At 68.6% G+C, this 20,658-nt stretch carries 26 protein-coding genes; 11 read left to right on the forward strand and 15 right to left on the reverse strand.

Annotated elements, in window-relative coordinates; translation table 11 throughout:
* Nucleotides 1–129 precede the first annotated feature (129 nt).
* Genes ACWEOW_RS10065 through ACWEOW_RS10075 form a run of 3 tightly spaced genes read right to left on the reverse strand, consistent with a single transcriptional unit; the run spans nt 130 to nt 1,576 of the window.
* The gene (locus ACWEOW_RS10065) at nt 130–822 is read right to left on the reverse strand and encodes a DNA methyltransferase (RefSeq protein ID WP_452269052.1); all 693 of its coding nucleotides are present in this window, start codon (nt 820–822) and stop codon (nt 130–132) included.
* A 21-nt stretch (nt 823–843) separates the two neighbouring features.
* Entirely contained in the window at nt 844–975 is a 132-nt protein-coding gene (locus ACWEOW_RS10070; RefSeq protein WP_452269053.1) for a hypothetical protein, read from the reverse strand.
* A gap of 19 nt (nt 976–994) precedes the next feature.
* A complete protein-coding gene (locus ACWEOW_RS10075) occupies nt 995–1,576 on the reverse strand; it encodes an NADPH-dependent FMN reductase (protein ID WP_452269054.1) in 582 nt (193 codons plus the stop codon).
* A 104-nt stretch (nt 1,577–1,680) separates the two neighbouring features.
* On the opposite strand from ACWEOW_RS10075, the gene ACWEOW_RS10080 reads away from it, so the two are divergent.
* Nucleotides 1,681–2,169 (forward strand): MarR family winged helix-turn-helix transcriptional regulator, encoded by a 489-nt coding sequence (locus ACWEOW_RS10080; protein WP_452269055.1) that lies wholly within the window; start codon nt 1,681–1,683, stop codon nt 2,167–2,169.
* A 160-nt stretch (nt 2,170–2,329) separates the two neighbouring features.
* Nucleotides 2,330–4,669: an endopeptidase La gene (gene lon, locus ACWEOW_RS10085; protein WP_452269056.1), complete on the forward strand. Its 2,340-nt coding sequence runs from the start codon at nt 2,330–2,332 to the stop codon at nt 4,667–4,669.
* Between the two features lie 66 nt (nt 4,670–4,735).
* On the opposite strand, the gene ACWEOW_RS10090 is transcribed toward lon, so the two are convergent.
* Nucleotides 4,736–5,110 carry a VOC family protein gene (locus ACWEOW_RS10090; RefSeq protein WP_452269057.1) on the reverse strand — a complete coding sequence of 125 codons (375 nt, stop codon included), beginning with the start codon at nt 5,108–5,110 and terminating at the stop codon, nt 4,736–4,738.
* Nucleotides 5,111–5,189: 79 nt separating this feature from the next.
* On the opposite strand from ACWEOW_RS10090, the gene ACWEOW_RS10095 reads away from it, so the two are divergent.
* On the forward strand, nt 5,190–5,639 hold the full coding sequence (locus tag ACWEOW_RS10095) for a MarR family winged helix-turn-helix transcriptional regulator (protein WP_452269058.1): 450 nt from the start codon (nt 5,190–5,192) through the stop codon (nt 5,637–5,639).
* Nucleotides 5,640–5,692: 53 nt separating this feature from the next.
* Here the strand turns inward: ACWEOW_RS10095 and ACWEOW_RS10100 are convergent, their stop codons facing one another.
* The 5 genes from ACWEOW_RS10100 to ACWEOW_RS10120 form a co-directional block, all read right to left on the reverse strand.
* Nucleotides 5,693–6,088 carry a hypothetical protein gene (locus ACWEOW_RS10100; protein ID WP_452269059.1) on the reverse strand — a complete coding sequence of 132 codons (396 nt, stop codon included), beginning with the start codon at nt 6,086–6,088 and terminating at the stop codon, nt 5,693–5,695.
* 22 nt (nt 6,089–6,110) lie between these two features.
* Nucleotides 6,111–6,980: an RNA polymerase sigma-70 factor gene (locus tag ACWEOW_RS10105; protein ID WP_452269060.1), complete on the reverse strand. Its 870-nt coding sequence runs from the start codon at nt 6,978–6,980 to the stop codon at nt 6,111–6,113.
* A complete protein-coding gene (locus ACWEOW_RS10110; RefSeq protein ID WP_452269061.1) occupies nt 6,973–7,197 on the reverse strand; it encodes a hypothetical protein in 225 nt (74 codons plus the stop codon). The genes ACWEOW_RS10105 and ACWEOW_RS10110 overlap by 8 nt, the downstream gene beginning before the upstream one ends.
* Nucleotides 7,198–7,206: 9 nt before the next feature.
* Nucleotides 7,207–7,962 (reverse strand): SDR family oxidoreductase, encoded by a 756-nt coding sequence (locus ACWEOW_RS10115; protein ID WP_452269062.1) that lies wholly within the window; start codon nt 7,960–7,962, stop codon nt 7,207–7,209.
* Nucleotides 7,963–8,118: 156 nt separating this feature from the next.
* A complete protein-coding gene (locus tag ACWEOW_RS10120; protein WP_452269063.1) occupies nt 8,119–8,577 on the reverse strand; it encodes a hypothetical protein in 459 nt (152 codons plus the stop codon).
* A 269-nt stretch (nt 8,578–8,846) separates the two neighbouring features.
* Here ACWEOW_RS10120 and ACWEOW_RS10125 point away from each other — a divergent pair, with 269 nt between their 5' ends.
* The gene (locus ACWEOW_RS10125) at nt 8,847–9,392 is read left to right on the forward strand and encodes a flavodoxin domain-containing protein (RefSeq protein ID WP_452269064.1); all 546 of its coding nucleotides are present in this window, start codon (nt 8,847–8,849) and stop codon (nt 9,390–9,392) included.
* Between the two features lie 489 nt (nt 9,393–9,881).
* Here the strand turns inward: ACWEOW_RS10125 and ACWEOW_RS10130 are convergent, their stop codons facing one another.
* Nucleotides 9,882–11,744, reverse strand: coding sequence for a glycoside hydrolase family 3 protein (locus tag ACWEOW_RS10130; RefSeq protein ID WP_452269065.1), 1,863 nt, complete (start codon nt 11,742–11,744; stop codon nt 9,882–9,884).
* Nucleotides 11,745–12,065: 321 nt separating this feature from the next.
* Between ACWEOW_RS10130 and ACWEOW_RS10135 the strand changes: the two genes are divergently transcribed.
* On the forward strand, nt 12,066–12,452 hold the full coding sequence (locus tag ACWEOW_RS10135; RefSeq protein WP_452269066.1) for a VOC family protein: 387 nt from the start codon (nt 12,066–12,068) through the stop codon (nt 12,450–12,452).
* A 320-nt stretch (nt 12,453–12,772) separates the two neighbouring features.
* Here ACWEOW_RS10135 and ACWEOW_RS10140 read toward each other — a convergent pair whose 3' ends face one another.
* Together ACWEOW_RS10140 and ACWEOW_RS10145 are read right to left on the reverse strand one after the other, a co-directional pair.
* Nucleotides 12,773–13,483 (reverse strand): hypothetical protein, encoded by a 711-nt coding sequence (locus ACWEOW_RS10140; protein ID WP_452269067.1) that lies wholly within the window; start codon nt 13,481–13,483, stop codon nt 12,773–12,775.
* 247 nt (nt 13,484–13,730) lie between these two features.
* Nucleotides 13,731–14,288 carry a hypothetical protein gene (locus ACWEOW_RS10145; RefSeq protein ID WP_452269068.1) on the reverse strand — a complete coding sequence of 186 codons (558 nt, stop codon included), beginning with the start codon at nt 14,286–14,288 and terminating at the stop codon, nt 13,731–13,733.
* 382 nt (nt 14,289–14,670) lie between these two features.
* On the opposite strand from ACWEOW_RS10145, the gene ACWEOW_RS10150 reads away from it, so the two are divergent.
* The 4 genes from ACWEOW_RS10150 (at nt 14,671) to ACWEOW_RS10165 (ending at nt 17,666) form a co-directional block, all read left to right on the forward strand.
* A complete protein-coding gene (locus tag ACWEOW_RS10150; RefSeq protein ID WP_452269069.1) occupies nt 14,671–15,387 on the forward strand; it encodes a flavodoxin family protein in 717 nt (238 codons plus the stop codon).
* Between the two features lie 92 nt (nt 15,388–15,479).
* The gene (locus ACWEOW_RS10155) at nt 15,480–16,145 is read left to right on the forward strand and encodes an RNA polymerase sigma factor (protein ID WP_452269070.1); all 666 of its coding nucleotides are present in this window, start codon (nt 15,480–15,482) and stop codon (nt 16,143–16,145) included.
* Nucleotides 16,142–16,390: an anti-sigma factor family protein gene (locus ACWEOW_RS10160; RefSeq protein WP_452269071.1), complete on the forward strand. Its 249-nt coding sequence runs from the start codon at nt 16,142–16,144 to the stop codon at nt 16,388–16,390. The genes ACWEOW_RS10155 and ACWEOW_RS10160 overlap by 4 nt, the downstream gene beginning before the upstream one ends.
* Before the next feature lie 58 nt (nt 16,391–16,448).
* Nucleotides 16,449–17,666, forward strand: coding sequence for a cation:proton antiporter (locus ACWEOW_RS10165; RefSeq protein ID WP_452269072.1), 1,218 nt, complete (start codon nt 16,449–16,451; stop codon nt 17,664–17,666).
* Between the two features lie 167 nt (nt 17,667–17,833).
* On the opposite strand, the gene ACWEOW_RS10170 is transcribed toward ACWEOW_RS10165, so the two are convergent.
* On the reverse strand, nt 17,834–18,322 hold the full coding sequence (locus ACWEOW_RS10170) for a GNAT family N-acetyltransferase (protein ID WP_452269073.1): 489 nt from the start codon (nt 18,320–18,322) through the stop codon (nt 17,834–17,836).
* 241 nt (nt 18,323–18,563) lie between these two features.
* On the opposite strand from ACWEOW_RS10170, the gene ACWEOW_RS10175 reads away from it, so the two are divergent.
* Nucleotides 18,564–19,034, forward strand: a complete 471-nt coding sequence (locus ACWEOW_RS10175) for a hypothetical protein (RefSeq protein WP_452269074.1) — start codon at nt 18,564–18,566, stop codon at nt 19,032–19,034.
* 142 nt (nt 19,035–19,176) lie between these two features.
* Here the strand turns inward: ACWEOW_RS10175 and ACWEOW_RS10180 are convergent, their stop codons facing one another.
* On the reverse strand, nt 19,177–19,521 hold the full coding sequence (locus tag ACWEOW_RS10180) for a hypothetical protein (RefSeq protein ID WP_452269075.1): 345 nt from the start codon (nt 19,519–19,521) through the stop codon (nt 19,177–19,179).
* 93 nt (nt 19,522–19,614) lie between these two features.
* Nucleotides 19,615–20,019, reverse strand: a complete 405-nt coding sequence (locus tag ACWEOW_RS10185; protein ID WP_452269076.1) for a hypothetical protein — start codon at nt 20,017–20,019, stop codon at nt 19,615–19,617.
* Between the two features lie 251 nt (nt 20,020–20,270).
* On the opposite strand from ACWEOW_RS10185, the gene ACWEOW_RS10190 reads away from it, so the two are divergent.
* Nucleotides 20,271–20,651, forward strand: coding sequence for a rhodanese-like domain-containing protein (locus ACWEOW_RS10190; protein ID WP_452269077.1), 381 nt, complete (start codon nt 20,271–20,273; stop codon nt 20,649–20,651).
* Nucleotides 20,652–20,658: the final 7 nt, after the last annotated feature.

Raw genomic sequence — 20,658 nt, forward strand, 5'->3', positions numbered from 1 at the left:
GCCTCGCCATGGCCCGAGAGTGCTTGTAGCTCTACGGTTTTCGGCGTCCCAGGGCCGCATTACCGTCCGCTTTGGCCTAGCGGCATACGACCTATCCGGTATGCCGCTGGGCCGGCTCCCGCGCGCGGCTCACCCTTCGCCACCGAACGTGAGCAGGTAGTCGCCGGTGAGGTCGTGCGGGAGCGTGTCCCAGCAGACGATGGTCTCGCCAAGGAAGGGCAGCACCCGGTTCACGGTTCTCGCGACGTCCCACGCGAGGGTCGTCGTGTAGCCGGCGTGGCGGATGTTGGCGACGTTGAGGACGAGGTGGCCGCCCGGCCGGAAGAGGTTGCGGACGTCCCGGACGATCGCGGCCAGGTCCCGAAGGTAGGTGCCGTAGTCCCCGCCGATCCGGGTGTAGGCGGTCAGTGGGTCGTGCGGGTGGTCGTTGGCGGTGAGGTAGGGCGGCGAGGTGAGGCAGAGGTCGACCGGCTCGGTGACGAGCCGGTGCAGGCCCCGCACGTCGCCCTCGATGATGGTCGCTTCGGGGACCCGCGACCGGACGAGCTCGACCCGCTCGGGCAGCAGCTCGACACCGACCGCCAACCTGCCGAGGCGGTGGGCGACTGCGAGGGTCGTGCCGAACCCGGCGAACGGGTCGAGGACACGGTCACCCGGCCGCGAGAGGCGGCTGATGACCTCCGCTGCGAGGCGTTCGGTGAAGTGGACGTCCTCGTCAGCCCCGGCGACCCGCTCGGCCGCGAGCTCTGCGGCGGTCGCGGTGAGGTAGGGCGGCAGACCGTTCGGCCCGTGGTCCGTGGCCGCCGGCGTGCCTTCAGTCATGCGCCCATCTTCGCCCCGGCGTCATCCGGTGACGACGTCGCCCCGGCCTGACGCGAGGTCGCGCGCCCTACCTTGCCCGGCCCGGACGAGCTCGGACTGCGCCCCGGTGAGCTTCATGACTCCCGCGGCAAGGAAGACGCGGGCCAGCAGCACGGTGACCAGACGACGGCGTTCACGCCGCGGCCTCCTGGTTTGCGCGCAAGGGCTTGAGCGCGCCGGCCCACGCCTCGAGCTGGTCGAACATCACTCCGACGTACTGTTTGTGCAGGTCGGCCGGCGTGAAGACCGAGAAGTTCTCGAAGTCGGTGAAGAACGAGAACGCCATCGCCTGCCGGACATGCGCGATCTGGACCTCGCTGAGCACACCGCGCAGGTGCTCGACCGCGCGGGCGGCACCGACGGCGCCATACCCGACCAGGGCGGCTGCCTTGTTGTGCCACTCGGCCTGCAGGTAGTCGATGGCGTTCTTCAGCACACCGCTGGTGGAGTGGTTGTACTCCGGTGTGACGAACACGAACCCGTCGAACTGGGCGACGGTCGCCGCCCACTGCTTGGTGTGTTCGTGCTGGTAGCGGCCCATCGCCGCGGGCAGCGGCTCGTCCAGGTGCGGCAGCGGGTAGTCCAGCAGGTCGACCAGCTCGTAGGTCGCGCGGGAACGGCCCCGGGCCTGCTCGATCACCCAGTCGGCCACCGCCTTGCCATTGCGACCAGGGCGGGTGCTGCCGAGGATGACGGCGATCTTCAGATCCCTCACCGGGCTCCTCCTTCAGATTTGACTTGAATCTTCATGTAACAGCCATGGTCCACCAGATCACATGAATGTTCAAGTCACGGGCGGCGGGGCCCTACACTGGGCGCATGGGTGGAAGCCAGGGGCCGTCGACGCGCAAAGCGCGCTGGCTGACCTCCGACGAGCTGGAGACCTGGCAGGCGTTGAACCTGCTGCTTGCCAGGCTGCCGGCGGCCCTGAGCAGTCAGCTGCAGTGCGACTCGGACCTGGGCTTCGTCGAGTACTACGTCCTGGCCGGCCTGTCCGACCAGCCGGACCGCACGATCCGGATGAGCCGGCTCGCGGTCCTGGCCAACTCCGAGCTCTCTCGGCTCTCTCACCTGATGGCCCGTCTCGAGAAACGCGGCCTGGTGCGCCGCGAGCCCGATCCGAGCGACGGCCGGTTCACCAACGCGATCCTCACCGACGCCGGCTACGACTACCTCGTCCAGGCGGCGCCGGGGCACGTCGAACGCGTACGCGGCCTCGTCTTCGACGCCCTCGACACGGGCGCGCAGCACGCCCTGCGCGACGCAGCCCGCCAGATCCTGGGCCGACTCGATGACGAGACGTGCTGAGCCACGCAGCGAATGACACGGCCCAGGCGACCGGGTGCCCCGTCCCACTGACCCAGCGGGGTGCCCAGATGCCGTGCCATCGGCCGAACGGTGCCACCGGGAACAACAGGCCAGGTCCCAGGGTTGAGTGAGAACAACTCAACTTGTGACAAGGACTCTGATGACCTCGAAACAACTTCCGGTGCTGTTCCTCGACGACGTGGTGCTGTTGCCGGGAATGGTCGTGCCGATCGAGCTCACCGAGGGAGCGCGCGCAGCGGTCGACGCGGCACAGTCCGCCGCCAACGGCGGCACCCCCGAACTCCTCGTAGCACCCCGCCTCGACGGCGCCTACCCCTCATACGGCGTGGTCGCGCAGGTCGAGAAGGTCGGCACGTTCCGCGGCGGCGCACCAGCCGCGGTGTTGCGAACTGGCTCACGTGCGCTCATCCGCGTCGGCGTGACCGGCCCCGGCGCCGCCCTGTGGGTCGAGGCCGAACCGGTCGACCCGACACCTGTGACCGACGAGCTGCGCGCTCTGGCGGGCGACTACAAGAAGCTCGTCGTCGAGCTGCTGCAGAAGCGCGAGGCCTGGCAGATCATCGACTCGATCAACGCCATCACCGACCCCGACCTGCTCGCCGACACTGCCGGCTGGGCGCCGTACCTGTCGACCGAGCGCAAGCACCAGCTGCTCGAGACGCCCGACGTGGCAGCGCGGCTCCCGTTGCTCATCGAGTGGACGAAGACCTACCTGGCAGAGTCCGAGGTCAACGACCAGATCGAGTCCGATGTCCGGGAGTCACTGGAGAAGAACCAGCGCGAGTTTCTGCTCCGTCAGCAGCTCGCCGCGATCCGCAAGGAGCTCGGTGAGGGCGAGCCGGACGGCTCGGACGACTATCGGGCGCGGGTGGAGTCCGCCGACCTGCCTGAGGCTGTCCGTGAGGCGGCGCTGCGGGAGGTCGACAAGCTGGAACGCTCCAGCGACCAGAACCCCGAGGCGGGCTGGATCCGCACCTGGCTCGACACGGTCCTGGACCTGCCGTGGAGCGTGACGACCGAGGATATTGCCGACATCAATGCGGCCCGCGCGGTGCTCGACGAGGACCACCACGGGCTGAACGAGGTCAAGGAGCGGATCGTGGAGTACCTCGCGGTCCGGGCCCGCCGCGCCGAGCGTGGCCTGTCGGTCGTCGGCGGCCGTGGCTCGGGCGCCGTCGTGCTGCTGGCCGGCCCTCCAGGCGTCGGAAAGACATCGTTGGGTGAGTCGGTCGCCCGAGCCCTGGGGCGTAGGTTCGTCCGGGTCGCCTTGGGTGGCGTTCGTGACGAAGCCGAGATCCGCGGCCACCGCCGCACCTACGTCGGTGCGCTCCCCGGCCGTATCGTGCGGGCCATCAAGGAGGCCGGGTCGATGAACCCGGTCGTGCTCCTCGACGAGGTCGACAAGGTCGGCTCGGACTACCGGGGCGACCCGGCCGCGGCGCTGCTCGAGGTGCTCGACCCGGCGCAGAACCACACGTTCCGCGACCACTATCTCGAGCTCGACCTCGACTTGTCCGACGTGCTGTTCATCGCGACCGCGAACGTGCTCGAGACCATCCCACCGGCTCTGCTGGACCGGATGGAGCTGGTGACCATCGACGGGTACACCGAGGAGGACAAGGTCGCCATTGCGCGTGACTTCCTGGTGCCCCGCCAGCTCGAGCGCGCCGCGCTGACCCCGGACGAGCTCACCATCACCGACGACGCGCTGCGGGAGATTGCCGCGAACCACACCCGCGAAGCCGGTGTGAGACAGATGGAGCGGCTGCTGGCCAAGGCATTCCGGAAGGCCTCACTCAGGAACACCCCGGTGGCCATCGACCTGGACGACCTCAAAGACCTCATCGGCCGACCCAGGTTCACCCCCGAGTCGCGGGAACGCACCTCGGTTCCCGGTGTCGCGTCCGGGCTGGCGGTCACGGGAATGGGCGGCGATGTTCTCTTCGTCGAGGCCACCTCGGTCCCCGGCGACAGGCAGAACCTCACCCTCACCGGGCAGCTCGGGGACGTCATGAAAGAGTCCGCGCAGATCGCGTTGTCGTGGGTCCGCGCCCACGCCGACGAGCTCGGCATAGACCCGGCGCAGCTGGACCGACCGGTACACGTGCACTTCCCGGCCGGCGCGGTCCCCAAGGACGGGCCATCTGCGGGCGTAACGATGACAACCGCCCTGGTCTCGCTCCTGACCGGCCGACTGGTGCGGGCCGAGGTCGGCATGACCGGTGAGATCTCCCTGACGGGACGGGTCCTGCCCATCGGCGGCGTGAAGCAGAAGCTGCTCGCCGCGCAACGGGCCGGCTTGACCGAGGTGTTCCTGCCCAAGCGCAACGAGCCCGACCTCGACGACGTCCCGAAGGAGGTCCTGGAGGCGGTGACCGTGAGCCTGGTCTCCGACGTCAAGGAAATCCTCGCCGCCGCGCTCGAGCCCGCGGGTTCGAACAACACAACCACGAGCAGTCCGGCCGCAGCCGCGGCTTGACCGGACGCGCCGGCAGGCCTGCCGCCCGCGGCCGGCGGCCGTGGTCCGTCAACCCATCGGGAGCGTTCAGGCCTTGGAGTGGATGGTGACCGCGTACCCGTCGAGATCGCGGAACGAGAACTGAGTGCCGAACGGCCCTTCGAACAGGTCCTGGGAAATGGCCACGTCCTGCTCGATCAACCGCTGGTGCAGACCGACCACGTCGTCGGCGCGGAACCACACGCCGACGCCTGCCCCGAGCTGGCCGACGGCATCGAGGTCGACGCCCGGGAACGGTTTGCGCACTGCGAACGACACACCGTCTGCGGAGAACACCGCCACCTCCGGATTCGGGGCCGGCAGCCGGTTGAGCCCAACCGTGTTCTCGTAGAACGCCGCTGCGGCGGCAAGGTCGCGGACCTGGAATGACACGAAATCGGGGCCGGTCGTTGTGCTGTTCATGGGGATCGCCTCAATGTCTCTCTAGTAGGGCAGTGTCAACAGTCTGACACTGGCTTGGCCGATATGTCAAACTGTTGACATGAACGAACAGGTGCGCCGCACGGTGCCGGAGGAGTTGGGCGTGTTGGTCAAGGAGACGCAGGCGGTGTTACATCAACGGATGGATGAGGCCCTGCGGCCCCTGGGGCTCAACGTTCCGCAGTACGCGTGCCTTCAGAACCTGCGAGACGATCCGGGCATCACCAGCTCCGATCTGGCCCGCCGCACCTTCGTGTCGCGCCAGTCCATGAACGTCCTTCTTCAGGGACTCGAGAAGCGCGGCCTGGTCGAGCGGTCAGACAAGCCCGGTCCTCGCCGTGAACGTGCGACCGTCCCAACCGCCCGTGCGCTCGGCGTGGTCTCCCAGGCGCACGCGGAGATTGCCGCGATCGCCCAACGCATGACCGCAGGGCTGAGCCCAGCTCAGCGCGCCGACCTTCAGTCGATGCTCACCTCCTGCCGCGACGCCCTCTTGAGTCATGAAAGATGAAGGGCCACCCTGATCACGGTGTGGTTCACCCGCACCCGCTGAGCCTGCTCCGATCAGCCGTGCTGCCAGTGCCGAAGCTTGTCGGGATTCAGCACGATCCAGACGTGGACAACCCTTGTCGCCACGACGCCGAGGGTCACCATCGCGACAAGCTGGCCCAACCTGCGCACGCCAACGCCGGTCCGGCCGTTCACCGCCTCGAGCGTGAGAGTCGCGCCGGCATGTTGGCTCAGCAGGTCCACCACGAACCGTGCGCACTCGTCCGCGCCGTGCCGCGGCTGCACGGCAGCGTCGGCCGAGCGGCCGGTGTCGGTGACGACGCTCGCGTTTGTCGCCAGCAGGTCGCGAAGCGCCGAAACGCTGCCGGCCTCGCACGCCGCGGCGAAGGTGAGGACGACCAGATCCTCGTCGCGTATGCCGCCTGCCGAGTCGGCCGCTCCACCATGCACGTCTGCTCCCTGTGGCTGAAGGTCAGGCGGTCATCGCGGTGATCTTGACGGGGTTCATCATCCATAGCACCTGGTCGATTCCCTCGGTCGAGACGGTGACCGTGAGCGCCGCGAAGACGTCGCCGTCATGGTGCAGCACGGCGACCGGCTGACCGTTCGCCGTGCCCCAGCGCACCTCGACGCCCACCCAGAACCGCGGGGCGAAGGCCCGGTGGAACTTCGCCACCCGCGGCGCGCCGACGACGGGGAACCGCGAGGCGCGCACGGCGCCACCACCGTCGGAGTAGCTGATGGCGTCCTTGGCCAGCAGCCGCTCCAACGCTGCGAGGTCACCAGAGCGGGCTGCGGTGACGAACGCCTCGAGCAGCTCCCGCTGCTGGGTCGCACTGATCTCCCGGCGCTGTTCGGCGGCCAGCCGCCTGCGCGCCCTGCTGACGAGCTGGCGGACCGCAGGCTCTGTGGTCTGCAGGATGCCGGCAAGCTCGTTGTACGGGTAGTCGAACGCCTCGCGCAGGATGTATGCCGCACGCTCAGTAGGCGTGAGCTTCTCCATGACCAGCAGGACGGCAAAACTCAGGGCCTCGCCACGCTCGGCGCCTAGGTACGGGTCGGCACTGGTATCGACCGGCTCGGGCAGCCATGGACCGATGTACGTCTCGCGCCGCGCTCGCGCCGTCTTGAGCTCGTTGATCGCCAACCGGGTCACCGCCGTCGAGAGGTAGGCCACGGGGCTGACGACGGAACCGCGATCCGCCGCCTGCCACCGGATCCACACGTCCTGCACGAGGTCCTCGGCCTCGCTGTGACTGCCCAGCATGCGGTACGCGATCCCTATCAGCCGGGGGCGGACCGCATCGAACGTCGCGGCAGCCTCGTCCAGGTCGTCAGACACCTTGGTCGAGGCCGGTCGCTGCGATGTCCGACTCCAACGACTCGATCGCCCCGATCAGGCTTCTCAAACCTACGACCTCACGTTCCACATCGGTCGGGTCGATCTGCCACTCGGCGGACGGCAGGGCCGCATACACGGACGGCTCGGTCGGCCCGACGAGCTCGAGGCGCGTCTCGACCTCCACCTCGAGGTTGTGCAGGAACTCGTAGTCGCTCATGACTCGCAGTCACTTTCCGGGTGTGGCTCGTGCGGCCCAGTCGTCATAACGGACCTCACCGAGGATGGCGTCGCCGATCGGGACCAGGGACCGTTCGGACAGCTCCGAGCCGAAGTACCTGGCGTGTCGATCGGTCACGACGTCGCGCGGATCGTAGCGAGCGGCAAGAGCCTTACGGAAGAACTCGTCCATCTGGAACTGCTCCGGACCCGCGATGTCGATGCTCCCGTTGAGCGGCTCCCCGACGGCGATGCGGCCCAGGTTCGTGGCCACGTCCTCCCCGGCGATCGGCTGCCACGCCGTGGGTGCGATGTGCACGGTTGTGCCTACGGTGGCATCGTCCGCGATCGCTGGCACGAACTCGTAGAACTGCGTCGCGTGCACCAGCGAGAACGGGACACCCGACTGGCGGATCAGCTCCTCCTGCGCGATCTTGGCCGCGAAGTAGTGGTTCTCCGGCATCCTCTCGGTCCCCACGATCGACAGCCCCACGTGGTGCCGCACACCGGCAGCTGCCTCGGCAGCGAGCAGGTTCCCGGTCGAGGTACGGAAGAAGTCCATCACCGCCTGGGCCTCGAACGACGGCGAGTTCGCCACGTCGACGACGACCTCGGTCCCTTGCAGCACCTCAGCGAGCCCCTCCCCCGTCAACGTGTTGACTCCGGTGTTCGGGGCCGCCGCCACCGCGTCGTGTCCGTGCTCACTGAGCTTCGCCACCAGCTTCGACCCGATCAGGCCCGTACCGCCGATCACCACGATCCTCATCGCATGCCTCTCTGTTTCCGACGGCATCCAGAGCCGCCCGTCAACAGGTAAGACAAGGCAGCCCCCGCACTTGTGACGGACGTGACCCGAGGCCGAGAGTCCCGGCTCCCATGCGCCTCGCCCAAAGCTGTGGGCACCCCACGCCGGGAGGTGCACCTATTTGTGCTCGCGGGTCAGCAGGCCGGTAACGCATGCCGTCACCATCAGAAGCAGACCCCAGCCAATCGCGAGACTGCCTCCTAGTTCGCCGATGCTGCCGAGATGCTCCGGGTAGGCCCGGGCCACGACGCCGAACCACGATGCAGAGAGGGCCGCCGGGATGAAGGCAACGGTCCAGCCCGGGCTCCGAGCCACCAAGGCCCAGGACGCAGCCGCTGCGGAGGCGGCGATAGCGAGGCCAAAACCCGCTTGCATCGGCAGGTGCATCAGACCATTGGTGTTGTCATCCAACGCGCCATCGCGGGCCGCGACCACCATCGTCCAGCCGTACCAGAGTGCCCCGCCGAAAGCCGCCAGCACGAGGAGATCCAGCGGCCAGTAGGCGACACGCCCCAACCCGCGAAGATCCGCGAGCTGCGGCCGCCCGATGCCTGTGACGGCTGCTGAGCCTGCCACGAGGCAGGCCACCACGACCGGACCTGGCGCGGGCCTAACGAGCCCAGCGAAAAGAACCGCCAATGCCACGGCGGCCACCTGCGGGCCGTTCCATCTCTGCGGCCGAACCGCCCATGCCAGCAAAGGCAGTGGCACGAGAGGAGGTGATGTGACCTTCGCCCCTTCACTGCGAAAGCTCAGGGCGTGAGTCTCATTGGAGGGTGCCGAGTTGCCGTGTGCGAACAGGCGGAGCTGCATCTCAAACCTGAGAACGCCGAAGGGAGACCACAGTGTCCAGAGTCCTCATCCCATACGGAACAACCGAGGGCCAGACGGCCCGGATCGCCGAGGTGATCGCCCACATCCTGCGCGAGCGGGGCCACGAGGCAGATCGCCTCGACGTGAAGAGCCTGGCCGACACGATCCCGGACGGCTACGACGGCGTCGTCGTCGGCGCCTCGATACACATGGGCAAGCACGACCGACACGTGGTGCGCTTCGTCCAGAAGAATCTGGACACTCTGGCACGGCTTCCCTCGGCGTTCTTCTCGGTGAGCCTTGCCGCCTTCGGCGACCGGCAGGAGGCGGAGGGGTACGTCGACCAGTTCGAAGAAGAGACCGGCTGGCACCCCGACAAGGTCGCGTTTTTCGGCGGTGCCTTGCTCTACACGCAGTACGGATACATCAAGCGGCACATGATGAAGAAGATCGCCCGGGACAAGCCGGGCCACCTCGGGCTCGACCTCTCCCGGGACTACGTCTACACCGAATGGGACGCCGTCAAACGGTTCGCCGAACACGTCGCTGACCAGTTCGAGGCACCAGCGCCGAGCTGAAGGCACGGGCCCGGCGATGTCGAGAGCCTTCACGCGGCCCATCCCAGCGTGGAGTCCGGGACGACCACGACCTGACGCCATCCTGCCAAGATCGCAGCACGCCCGTGCCAGTCGACGACTTGCCCATGGGCGCTGACCTCACCGATGAGCTCATCCCGGATCCCGACGATTGGGCCGCGATGGCCACGACCCTTCCGGCACCCCCCGAGAGCGTCTGGCGGTGGCTGGCTCAGATGGGAGGCGACCCGCCGAGGAAGGAACACGCCTGATCGCTCGGTCGCGCAACCTGGGCGGCCCACCGTGGATCACTCGTCCGTTTGCATTTCTCCTCGGCGAACCCATGCATTTCGCCATGCAGACCCGCCAGTTTCGCAACCTCAGACGTCGTCTCACCGCAAGCCAATGAGCATCCCGTTGGGGACCGGCCACCGGTCCGGGATGCCGCGGACAGTCCCGCTGCTATACCTCCGAGACCGGGACCGACCCCCGTCAGTAGCCCAGGCCGTGGCCGAACGGGTACAGCTCGCCGGTGCCGTCCGCGCGGGGGATCGAGACCGGCAGCCGGCCGGCAGGATTCACCTCGCCGAAGAGCACACGCACCAGCGACTCGATCTGGTCGGCGGTGTAGCCGAAGGTGTCGAGCACGGTCGGCGCCTCGGGGAACGACGCAACGTCGTACGGATTGCGCATGGCCGCGACCACCACCGGCTTCCCGGTCGCCAGCAGCGCTCGCACCAGACGGGTCTGCGCCGCCGCAGCCGCGGTCGGTTGCCCCGTGGTCGTGTCGATCGCGTACGCGTTGTTGGTCGACACGACGACGAGGTCCGAGCTCTGCGCGGCCGCGACCGCGTTGGCGATGGCGGTGGCCGACGGCGTGGTGCCGGACTCGCGGACCTGGGTCGTCGCGCCGCGTGCGGTGAGCGCCGTCGCCATCGTCTGGGTCGTGCCCACGCCCCAGCCGGCGACCAGCACGCGGCGCGGGCCGGCAGCCAGGGGCAGCAGGCCGGCGTCGTTCTTGACCAGGGTCGTGGTGCGGTCGGTGATCGCCTGCGCGTCGGCCAGGTGACCGGGGGCGCCCATGATCTGCGGCGCCGCCGCAGTGTCGACGAGCGGGTCGCCGACGATGCCGCGCTGGAACTTGTGCAGCAGGATCCGGTAGACCGACTCGTCGAGCCGCCCCTGGCTGATCTCGCCGCTGCGGACCGCGTCGAGCACGGCGGCGTACGCCACGTCCATCTGCGGCGGGACGAGCAGCTGGTCTGCCCCGGCGAGGATCGCCTGGACCGGTGCCACGTTCGGCGGGTACGTCGCCGTAGCACCCGCCATGTCGAGTGCGTCGGTGACGATCAGTCCGTCGAAGCCGAGCTCGTCGCGAAGCACGCCGGTGAGGATCTTGTGGCTCATCGTCGCCGGGGCTCCGGACGGGTCCACGGCGGGGAAGACGACGTGGGCGGTCATGATCGTGTCGACTCCGGCGGCGATGTCGGCCCTGAACGGCGGCAGGTCGATCGCCTCGAACTGCTCCAGGGAGTGCGTGACCTGCGGAAGCCCGAAGTGGCTGTCCACGCCGGTGTCGCCGTGGCCAGGGAAGTGCTTCGCGACCGCTGAGATCCCGCCTGAGTGGTAGCCACCGACCTGTGCCGACGCGAGGTCGGAGACGAGGCCGGGGTCGCCGCCGATGGAGCGGATCCCGATGACGGGGTTGTTCGGGTTGATGTTGACGTCGGAGACGGGCGCGTAGTCCTGCGTCACGCCGACGGCTGCCAGCTCGGTGCCGATGACCTCCGCCGAGCGCCGTGCGTCGGCGGCCGAACGCCCGGCGCCGAGCGCCATGTTGCCCGGCATCTGGGTCGCTGGGGCGCCGAAGCGGGCGACGAGCGCACCACCCTCCTGGTCGACCGAGATCTGCAGCGGGATGTGCGCGGGCTGCGCCAGCGAGGCGGTCTGCAGGCCGTTGGACAGGGTGGCCACCTGCGCCGGGTCGCCGATGTTGTCGTCGTTGTTGCGCGTCGTGTAGTAGATGACCCCACCGGGCTGGTACTTCGCGATCGCCTGGGCCGGGGTGTCGACGCCGAACAGGCGCTGGTTGGTGGCTTTCGCCGTGGCGCTCACCGCGTTGGCATCACGACCGGCCACCTCGATGACAAACAACTGGCCGACCTTCTGCTCCAGCGTCATGTGCTGCAGCAGCGAGACCACCTTGCCGCGGTACGGCGCGTCACCGGAATTTTGATGATCACCGGCCGCGGCCGCGGGGGGACCGAACGCCGCGACCAGTACCACGGTCAGCCCGACGCCCAGCCGAAGCGGTGTCCGGGCGCGGCGTGTGGTGGATGCTGACCGAGCGAACATTGGCACCTCCGGGCTCGCGTGCCCCCTCGAGCAGGGGACGAAACGACATTATGGTCGAAACTGCAAGCAAACGGTCGATTGTGTGGCAAGTCGATTGTCGAGGTTCCGCGGTCTGTCCCACCTGAGCGAGACGTGGTGCAGCCGCACGACGGTTCGGGGTTCGACCCGTTGGCGCCACGAAGCTGACGGCAGGGCCCGGCATACGTCATCGGCCCGCATCGAGCCACGCGATAGTCACCAAGTATGGGCTGTGGCACGGTGGATGGATGCCCGCGGACTGCCACGTTCGCGGGACCCTCGCCGAAACCAGGAGGTTGATCCATGATGTCGGCCAACCGGTACGCCAGCGTCCGCTACATCGTCGAGGACGTCCAGTCAGCCATCGACTTCTACACGAGACACCTCGGCTTCGAGGTGAACATGAGTGCCGCCCCGGCCTTCGCCGACGTCGTACGCGGGCCCCTGCGGGTCCTGCTGTCCGGACCGTCGAGCTCCGGCGCCCGCGCCACCCCCGAGGATCTCAACCTCCCCGGTCGCAACCGCATCCATCTGATCCTCGAGGACCTGGATGCCGAGATCGACCGGCTCCGTGCGGCCGGGCTCAGCTTCCGCACCGAGGTCGTGTCCGGCCCGGGGGGCCGCCAGATCCTGCTGGCAGATCCCGACGGGAACCTCATCGAGCTGTTCCAACCAGCGCCGCGAAGTTGACGAGCGACCCGACGCCCAGCCCTGGAGCACCTCGATCACGCAAGCACTCGATCGCATCGATCTCGAGGATGCCAAGACCGCCCGGACCGTCGGCATGGTGGGTGTTCCCTCGGTAAGTCCCTCCCGCGGGCCCGGTCAGGTGGAGGTTGAAGGGTCCGTGTGGGTGCCCACTTGGCGATGATGTCCGCGACGATCCGGCCGTCGTGCTCGGCGCTCCCGGTCTCGACCTGCAGGGACCCGTCCCGACGGACATAGCATGTCGCGGCCGCCGACACGGCTGTGCGGGGAGGCACCGCGGCCCTGCGTGGTTGGTATGTCCGTCAGGCCCGGGCCAGCGGGTGCGCGGTCTCGCTCGCGCCGCGCCGCAGCAGCACGACGCAGACGGCGACGACCCACACCCAGAAGGCCGCGTAGGGCAGAAACCACGCGCCGCTCGTCCAGTCAAGCCGGGCCAGGACGAAGCCGACGCCGGAGGCGACGGCGAGCCAGCCGAGCCACCGGGGCAGCGCTCGCGCCGAGAGGACCACCCACCCGCACGCCACTGCGAAGCTCCCCAGCGCCAGCCACGAGTTCGCGAACCCGATGTTGCCCGCGTCGAAGGCGAAGACCGCGAGCTCACGGCTCACCGACCCGCGTGCGCTTGCAGCTGCCCAGAAAGGCTCAAGGACGACGTATGCCGCGAAGATCACGATGGATGCGAGTGCCACCGTCGAGCGCCACGCCGGCTCGCCCTCGTGGCGTCGCAACAACACGGCGAACCCGACCGCCCACCAGAGCAGGGCCAAGGAGCCGAGGATCTGGAGCGCCGTGGCTGCCGGTGCCCAGGAGGTCTGGCTGACGGCGTCGAGGAAGGCGGTGACGTCTCCCGGAGGCCCGCTGAAGTCAGGCTCTCCGAGGGTGGAGATCGCGATAGTCGGGGCGAACAGCAGCGGGACGGTGACCAGTCCTAGGACGCCGAGCGTCCTCGTGAGCCGGTTCCAGCTCTGTTCCGAGGTGGCGCGCGAGTCGGCATACGTGCGGTCGGTGTCCATGACAGCAACGGTAGGAACGCCCTGACGGACACAGAACGCGGCCAGCCCCGACCGCCCCCGGGGATGGCCCCACGCACAGACCTGTGGTTGAACGCCATCTCCTCCGCACGCCGCATACCCGTGGTCGAACCGCTCCGCCTCGCGGGCGCCGTCCTGGGCGAGACCCACGACGAGTGGGCCGTGACCGGGCGCCGCTACGTGTCCGAGGCCTCCATGACCGCTGTGAGCACCACACGCGCCCCACCCGTTAGTGACCGGTAATCGGTTGGAGCCGTTCGAGGGCGAACCAGCCGACGGGGACACGCTGGTTGCCCAGCGTAATGAAGGCATGACCGAGCAGGAGATCGTCCGAGCCGGGCGACACCCGCACCACGTAGTCCCGCAATCGCCGAGCAAGCCCCGGCTCGGGCGCATCGACCGCGCCGTAGTCGAGGAGCAGGGCGTTGCTGTGCGGGGTATCCGTGGTGGTCGCGTCCACCCGCGCGACGGCGAAACGTGCCCATTCGCGTCGACCATCACGCTGCCGCCGCTCCAGCCACGGCGACTCCATGACGCTCCCGGCCACCGAGACGTTGTATCCCGCGAACTGGTCATCGACAGCGTGGAAACCCTTGATGAAGCGGCGAATTCCGAGCAGTCGCGCCGAGGCGGCCGGTATGTTCGTGCCGCGCCACTCCCAGCCCGAGATCGCTTGGACGTCGGGTACTTCGCCACTCCGCATGATCCCAGCCATTTCGCGAACCGGGGTGCTCACGAGCCTGAGGTAGTCCGGCGACGGCCCGTCGGGATGAATGGACTTGTCCATGCGCCGATCATCTGGGGCAGCGGGCTTCGCGTCCTCGAATCGCGACAGATCACTGGGTAGGCAGTCTGCCCCTCGACAATCACGGCGGCGCAGGTTGGCGCGCCCGGCGCCTCACCGGTACGCGTTTCAGCCGGCGATGACCCTCATTCCGAGCTACACCGTGCTGTAGCGATGGCGCAGCCGAACCACCGATTCTGGGCTCGCGCTGCCTGCAGGTGTGGTCTGCCGTGTCCTGGAACCCCTTTGCTTCGCAGCGCTCCCGGACGCGCCGCGTAACGGCGTGCCCCTCCCGCGGAACTGTGCCTCGTCGGAACAGTCCACCGAGTGCGCACCCGCGCGAGCTGCGCCGGCCGCACGAGAGCTGCAGGACGAAGGAGCAACAATGTCTGACACCAGCTACGACTTCTCGGGGCTGCGGGCGATGTACGTGAACTGCACGTTGAAGAAGTCACCGGCGCAGAGCCACACGCAGGGGCTGGTCGACGTCAGCGCCGCGATCATGGCCAAGCACGGCGTCGAGGTCGAGGTGCTGCGGGCTGTCGACCACGACATCGCCACCGGGGTCTACGTCGACATGACCGAGCACGGCTGGGACACGGACGAGTGGCCGGAGATCTACCGCCGGGTCATGGCCAGTGACATCCTCGTCATCGCCGGCCCGATCTGGCTCGGCGACAACTCCAGCATGACCAAACGGATCATCGAGCGGTTGTACGCGGGGTCCGGGGACATGAACGAGAAGGGGCAGTACACGTACTACGGCCGGGTCGGCGGGTGTCTCATCACCGGCAACGAGGACGGCATCAAGCACTGCGCGATGAACATCCTGTACTCGCTGCAGCACATCGGCTACACGATCCCGCCGCAGGCGGATGCCGGCTGGATCGGTGAGGCTGGACCTGGCCCGTCGTACCTCGACCCGGGCAGCGGTGGTCCGGCGAACGACTTCACCAACCGCAACACGACCTTTATGACCTGGAACCTGATGCACATGGCAACGCTGCTGAGGCAGGCCGGCGGCATACCGGCATACGGCAACCTACGGACTGAGTGGGAGGCCGGCATGCACTACGACTTCGAGAACCCGGAGTACCGCTGACGCCATCGTTTGTCACCCGTGCTGGTGACTGCACCGATCGCGGTGCGTCACGACGATGGCCCCTTCGTGGCCCGGTTCGGTACGTTCGGCCCATGGCGGGGACCACGGCGCGCGTCGGGTCGCCCGACGACCTCAGTCTCGTGGCCTGCCTGAAGGCGGGCGACGAACAGGCGTTCGCCACGGTGGTCGACGGGTGGTCGGGGTGGATGCTGCGCCTCGCGCGGGCACACGTGGCCTCCGCTGGTGCGGCCGAGGAAGTGGTTCAGGAGACGTGGCTTGCCGTGCTGCACGGGCTGGACGGGTTCCGCGGGGACGCGTCGCTGCGCACCTGGGTCTACCGGATCCTGGTCAACCAGGCCAAGCGTCACGGTGTGCGCGAGCACCGCACCATCCCGTTCGCCAGCCTCGCCGCCGAGGATGAGGGGCCGACGGTCGACCCGTCACGGTTCCAGGGACCGCAGGACTGGGCACCGGGTGGCTGGCGGCAGTTCCCTCACGACTGGCCCGAGCAGGTGGCGCTGACCCGGGAGGTCCATGATGTCGTGGGGGTCGCACTGGGCGACCTTCCCGACCGGCAGCGCGTCGTGGTGGTCCTGCGGGACCTGCAGGGACACACCTCCAACGAGGTATGCCGCATGCTGGGAATCACCGCCAGCAACCAGCGTGTCCTGCTGCACCGGGGCCGGGCCGTGGTCCGCGCGCACCTGGAGCGCTACTTCGCCGGCGTGGAGGCGCCCTCCGGGGAGGTGGCCCGATGACCTGTCAGGAGCTCGTGGAGCTGGTGACGGCCTACCTCGAGGACGCGCTGCCCGCCGCGCAGCGGGCGGCGTTCGAGGAGCACCTGCGGCTGTGCCCCGGGTGCGACCACTACCTGGCCCAGTTCCGGCTGACGATCAAGCTGCTCGGTTCGCTGCCGGAGGAGGCCTTGTCCGCACCGGGACGGCAGCGGCTGTTGGACGCCTTCGCCGACTGGCGCGACAACCCAGGTCCCGCGGTGCCGTAACGCCGGCCACCCCTGCGTGCACCGACTCCTGAACACACGCGTCAGGAGGGAGCCACCGATGCCGGCCATCGGATTCGAGAACCTGCTCATCGTCGCCGTGGTCGCGCTCGCCGCGCCGCTGCTGGTGAGCGTGATTCCCAGGGTGCGGGTACCGGCCGTCGTCATGGAGATCGTGGCCGGGGTCGTGCTCGGGCCCGCGGTCCTGGGCGTTGCCGAGGCGGACCTGGCCGTGCAGGTGATGGCCGTGATCGGCCTGGCCTTCCTGCTGTTCATGGTCGGCCTCGAGCTCGACGTGCGCGTGCTGCGCGGCACGGTGCTGCGCCTCGCGGCGTTGGGCTACCTGCTCAGCCTGGCGCTGGGCGGCGGCATCGGTCTTGTGGTGACCGCGGCCGGCTGGGTGCAGGGGCCGCTGCTGATCGCCATCGCACTCTCGGCCACCTCCCTCGGCCTCGTCGTCCCCGTGCTCAAGGATGCCGGCCGGCTCGACTCGACTCTCGGTCGGCTCACGATCGCGGCGGCGACGCTGGCGGACGTCGCGGCGATTCTGCTCCTCACCCTGCTCTTCTCCGAGGGAACCTCGAGCGTCGGTGCGCGGGTGGTGCTGCTCGTCTCGTTCGCCGGCGTCGTTATCCTCGTCGCCGCCGGGCTGGTGTTCACCGAGCGGTGGCGACCGCTCGGTGACCTCGTGCTGAGGTTGCAGGACACGACCGCCGAGATACGGGTCCGCGCGGCGGTCGTGCTGCTGCTCGGGTTCGTCGTGCTCGCCGAACGGTTCGGACTCGAGACCATCCTCGGGGCGCTGCTGGCAGGCGCGGTGGTCGGTGCGATCGACCGAGACACCAGCACCCATCCCCAGTTCCGCACCAAGCTGGAGGCCATCGGCAACGGGTTCGTGATCCCGGTCTTCTTCATCGCCAGCGGCATGAGGCTCGACGTCGCCGGGCTGGTCGCCGACCCGGCGGCGCTGGCCCGGACTCCGGTCTTCCTTGCCGCGCTGCTCCTCGCGCGCGGCCTCCCCGCCCTGGTATTCCGCGGCCGGCTGTCCGGGCGCGAGACCGCGGCTGCCGGTCTGCTCCAGGCGACGTCGCTGCCATTCCTGGTCACCGCGTCCATGATTGGTGTCGACACCGGGCTCGTCTCCCCGGTCAACGCCGCGGCGCTCGTAGCCGCCGGCGTTCTGTCGATTCTCATCTTCCCGGTGGGCGCCCTCGGCCTGCTCCGTGGCAGCCACACCCCGTCCGCCCCCACCAGCCCCGAGCTGCGCCCCACTGGCTGAGCGCTCGGTGAGCGCTCGGTGAGCACTCGGTGAGCACTCGGTGAGCGCCGTGCGACGACGGGACGCACTCGTAGCCCGTCGGCTCCGGGCGCGCCGGCGGGGTGGTCACCGAGCGTCCCGGCGTGCATCCGATCCGGGTCAGCATGTGCGCCGTCTGGTGCGTCGCATCAGCCCGCGTCGAGGTGCAGACGCAGGCCCGGGCCGAGCTCGGTGGCGACGGGTTCGTCGCCGACGAACCCGACGGCGGCGTAGAAGCCAGACGCGTGGGGGTTGCCGGTAACCCACAACCGCCGGCCACCAGCCGTGCGCACGGTCTGCACGGCGTCCTCGATGAGCCGCCGCGCAACACCTCGTCGATGCCACTGCGGGTCGACGAACAGGTCGACCAGCTCGGGCTCGCCGACGGCTCCGGCTTCCACGGTCACCGTCGCGAATCCAACGATCCTTTCCACCCCTTCGAGGTCGGCCTCCGCTACGCGCGTGCGGCCCTCGGGGACGCCCTCGCCAGCGAAGTGGAGGAACTCGGGGCGGGCCAGCAAAAGCGGAGCGTCTCCGGCGTTCGACAACGAAGCGGACCGGTAGATCCGCTGGAGCTCGGACAGGTCTGCCGGGACCGCGGTGCGGATGGCGATGACAGGTTCCCCGACTCGGCTCATGGCCCACTCCAGCATCGGCTCCGGCTTCCGTCAACCGGACTCCAGCCTGAGGCAGGCGTGCGCGGCGTGAACGGCAGGATGGGTCCGCACGGAGTCCCTCACGCAGCGCGACCCCCAATCCTGGTGGCGACGTCACCTGCTCGTAAGGACCCGGTAAGCCTCACGTCATGGCGTTGGCCCGTGCACACCTCGTTGAATCGAGGAAGCCCGGTCGACCGACCGGCCAACGGAGGTGAATTCCATGTACGCCAAGCGAATCCGCAGATCTGGCGCAACCATCGCGGCTGCTCTCGGAACCGCATGCGCCGCCGTCGCGCTCAGCGCCGGCGCGGCCTCAGCGGGTGTGTCGGGTCCGGCCTTGTACTTCAACCACGTCCTCTACCGCACCGTGGGGACACCGACGGACCTTTCAGGCACTGGAGCGCCCGAGCACAGCTACGACACGATCTACAGCTTCGGCGGAGCGCAGCTGAGCGTGATCACGTCGGCACCCGGGTACCCCGACTTCAACGGCGGACGGTGGGCGGTCCACGCGGTCAGCCTCCCGAACGGGTATGCCGCCGCCTTGGCCTCGGGTGACCTCGACGGCGACGGCGTGCTGGACGCGACAGACGAGGTGATGGCTGCGATGGCGGCCGGAGACCTGGTCGACACGGGCGTCGTCAAGCGCTTCGTGTGCACGGTCAACATGGTGCCGGCCAGCGAAGCCTGAGAGTCCCGAAGCGTCGCCCGCCCGGGTACGAATCCCGGGCGGGCGCGCCCAAGCACAGCCGCACACGATGATGTGACCCCGGTGCTGCAGCTGCCGCCCGGGCTGGCGTTGCGAGTTCTATCGGCTCACCGGCCGCGGCCGCCTACGAGAAGAAGACGCCGTTACGCTCCTTCCACACCTCCGATACCAAGCTCACCTGGTCCTCGCTTGCGGCGGTGTATCTCCCGGAGCCGAAGTCGACGGTGAACTCGGTGTGGGACATGCCGGTCACTTTCTTGCCCACGAATCCGTTCTCGACGTCGCGCACGCGGGTGACCTCGCCACCTCCGGACCAGGTCATGGTCAGATCGAGGACGCCGGTGCCGATCGGGCTCCCGAACAGGGAGTTGGGGATGGTGCCGAAGTCGGGCACGTGGAACCCGGTGAGCGTGAATGTGGCCGCGCCGCTTCCTGGAGAGACGGTCACGCTGTTCGCGGGGATGAGCACGGTCCAGAACAGGCCATTAGCCGCGATACCAGGGTTGAAGTCGTGGATCTGGGTTTCGAATGTGGGGTCGACCGACCCCTCGTAGATATCTACTCAAACAAAGCCGAAATGGGCGTTGTAGCGTTTTCCGTCGGTCGCGACGTACTCGCCGTCAAAGAATCGGATGTCCACATCGAAAGAGCGGCCTGCGTCGGCTCCCGTGCCGTGGCCGTCAACCTCAGCAACGCCGGCAAATCCGTTGAAGTCGGTGATCGTGTTCGGCTCGCCCGCGCCGGCAAACACCACGTGGAACAAGGTGCCTTCGATCTCGAATCCGCCTGGGATGGGACGGGGTGTCCCCGGAGTGCGGGCTGCGTACGCGGGTCCCGCGCGCAGAAGCGGAGTGCCGAGCACCGCGGCTCCGCCTGCTGTCAGCAGCTGCCGCCGGGACAACCCGTGGCGATGTTGTGGTCCAAGCCTGCCGGCCTTGATCACTCTGGCCTCCGGGGGAGCAATCATCCGACCCACCTCACCGATAATGTGTTCCTCGAAACGAGGGTACGCTCGGCCTCAGTTGTCAACAACAGGCGAATTGGTCGGCATTCCAGACATATCGCAGTAATGGCGGAATCCGCGGCAGGCGACCTACCGGATATGGCGGCCACCATCGGCTGCAGCGCGAAAGCCGCCAGTGCGCCGGACAACGCAGTGAGCACCGCGTCGGACTCGCCAGTTCGTCCAGACCAGCCACGGTTCGGTAGGAGGTTGCCATGGCCGAACAGCCAGCGATAGACGTGCTGCTCGCACGCGCGCGAGCAGCACTCGATCGTGTGCAGCCCGAGGACCTGGCAGCCGAGGTCGCCGCCGGTGCGGTCGTCATCGACATCCGCGCGGCCGAGCAGCGCAGCCGGGATGGCGAACTACCGGACGCGATCGTGGTCGACCGCAACGTCCTGGAGTGGCGCCTGGACCCCACCAGCCCCTCTCGCCTCCCTCTCGCCGTGGATGCAACCGTGCGCTACATCGTGGTGTGCGACGAGGGCTACAGCTCCAGCCTCGCTGCGGCCAGCCTGCGCGAGCTCGGCCTGCACCGGGCCACCGACCTCACCGGCGGCTACCAGGCCTGGGCAGCGCGCTGGAGAGGCCTCTGATCCACAG

Source organism: Monashia sp. NPDC004114 (genome assembly GCF_053603855.1).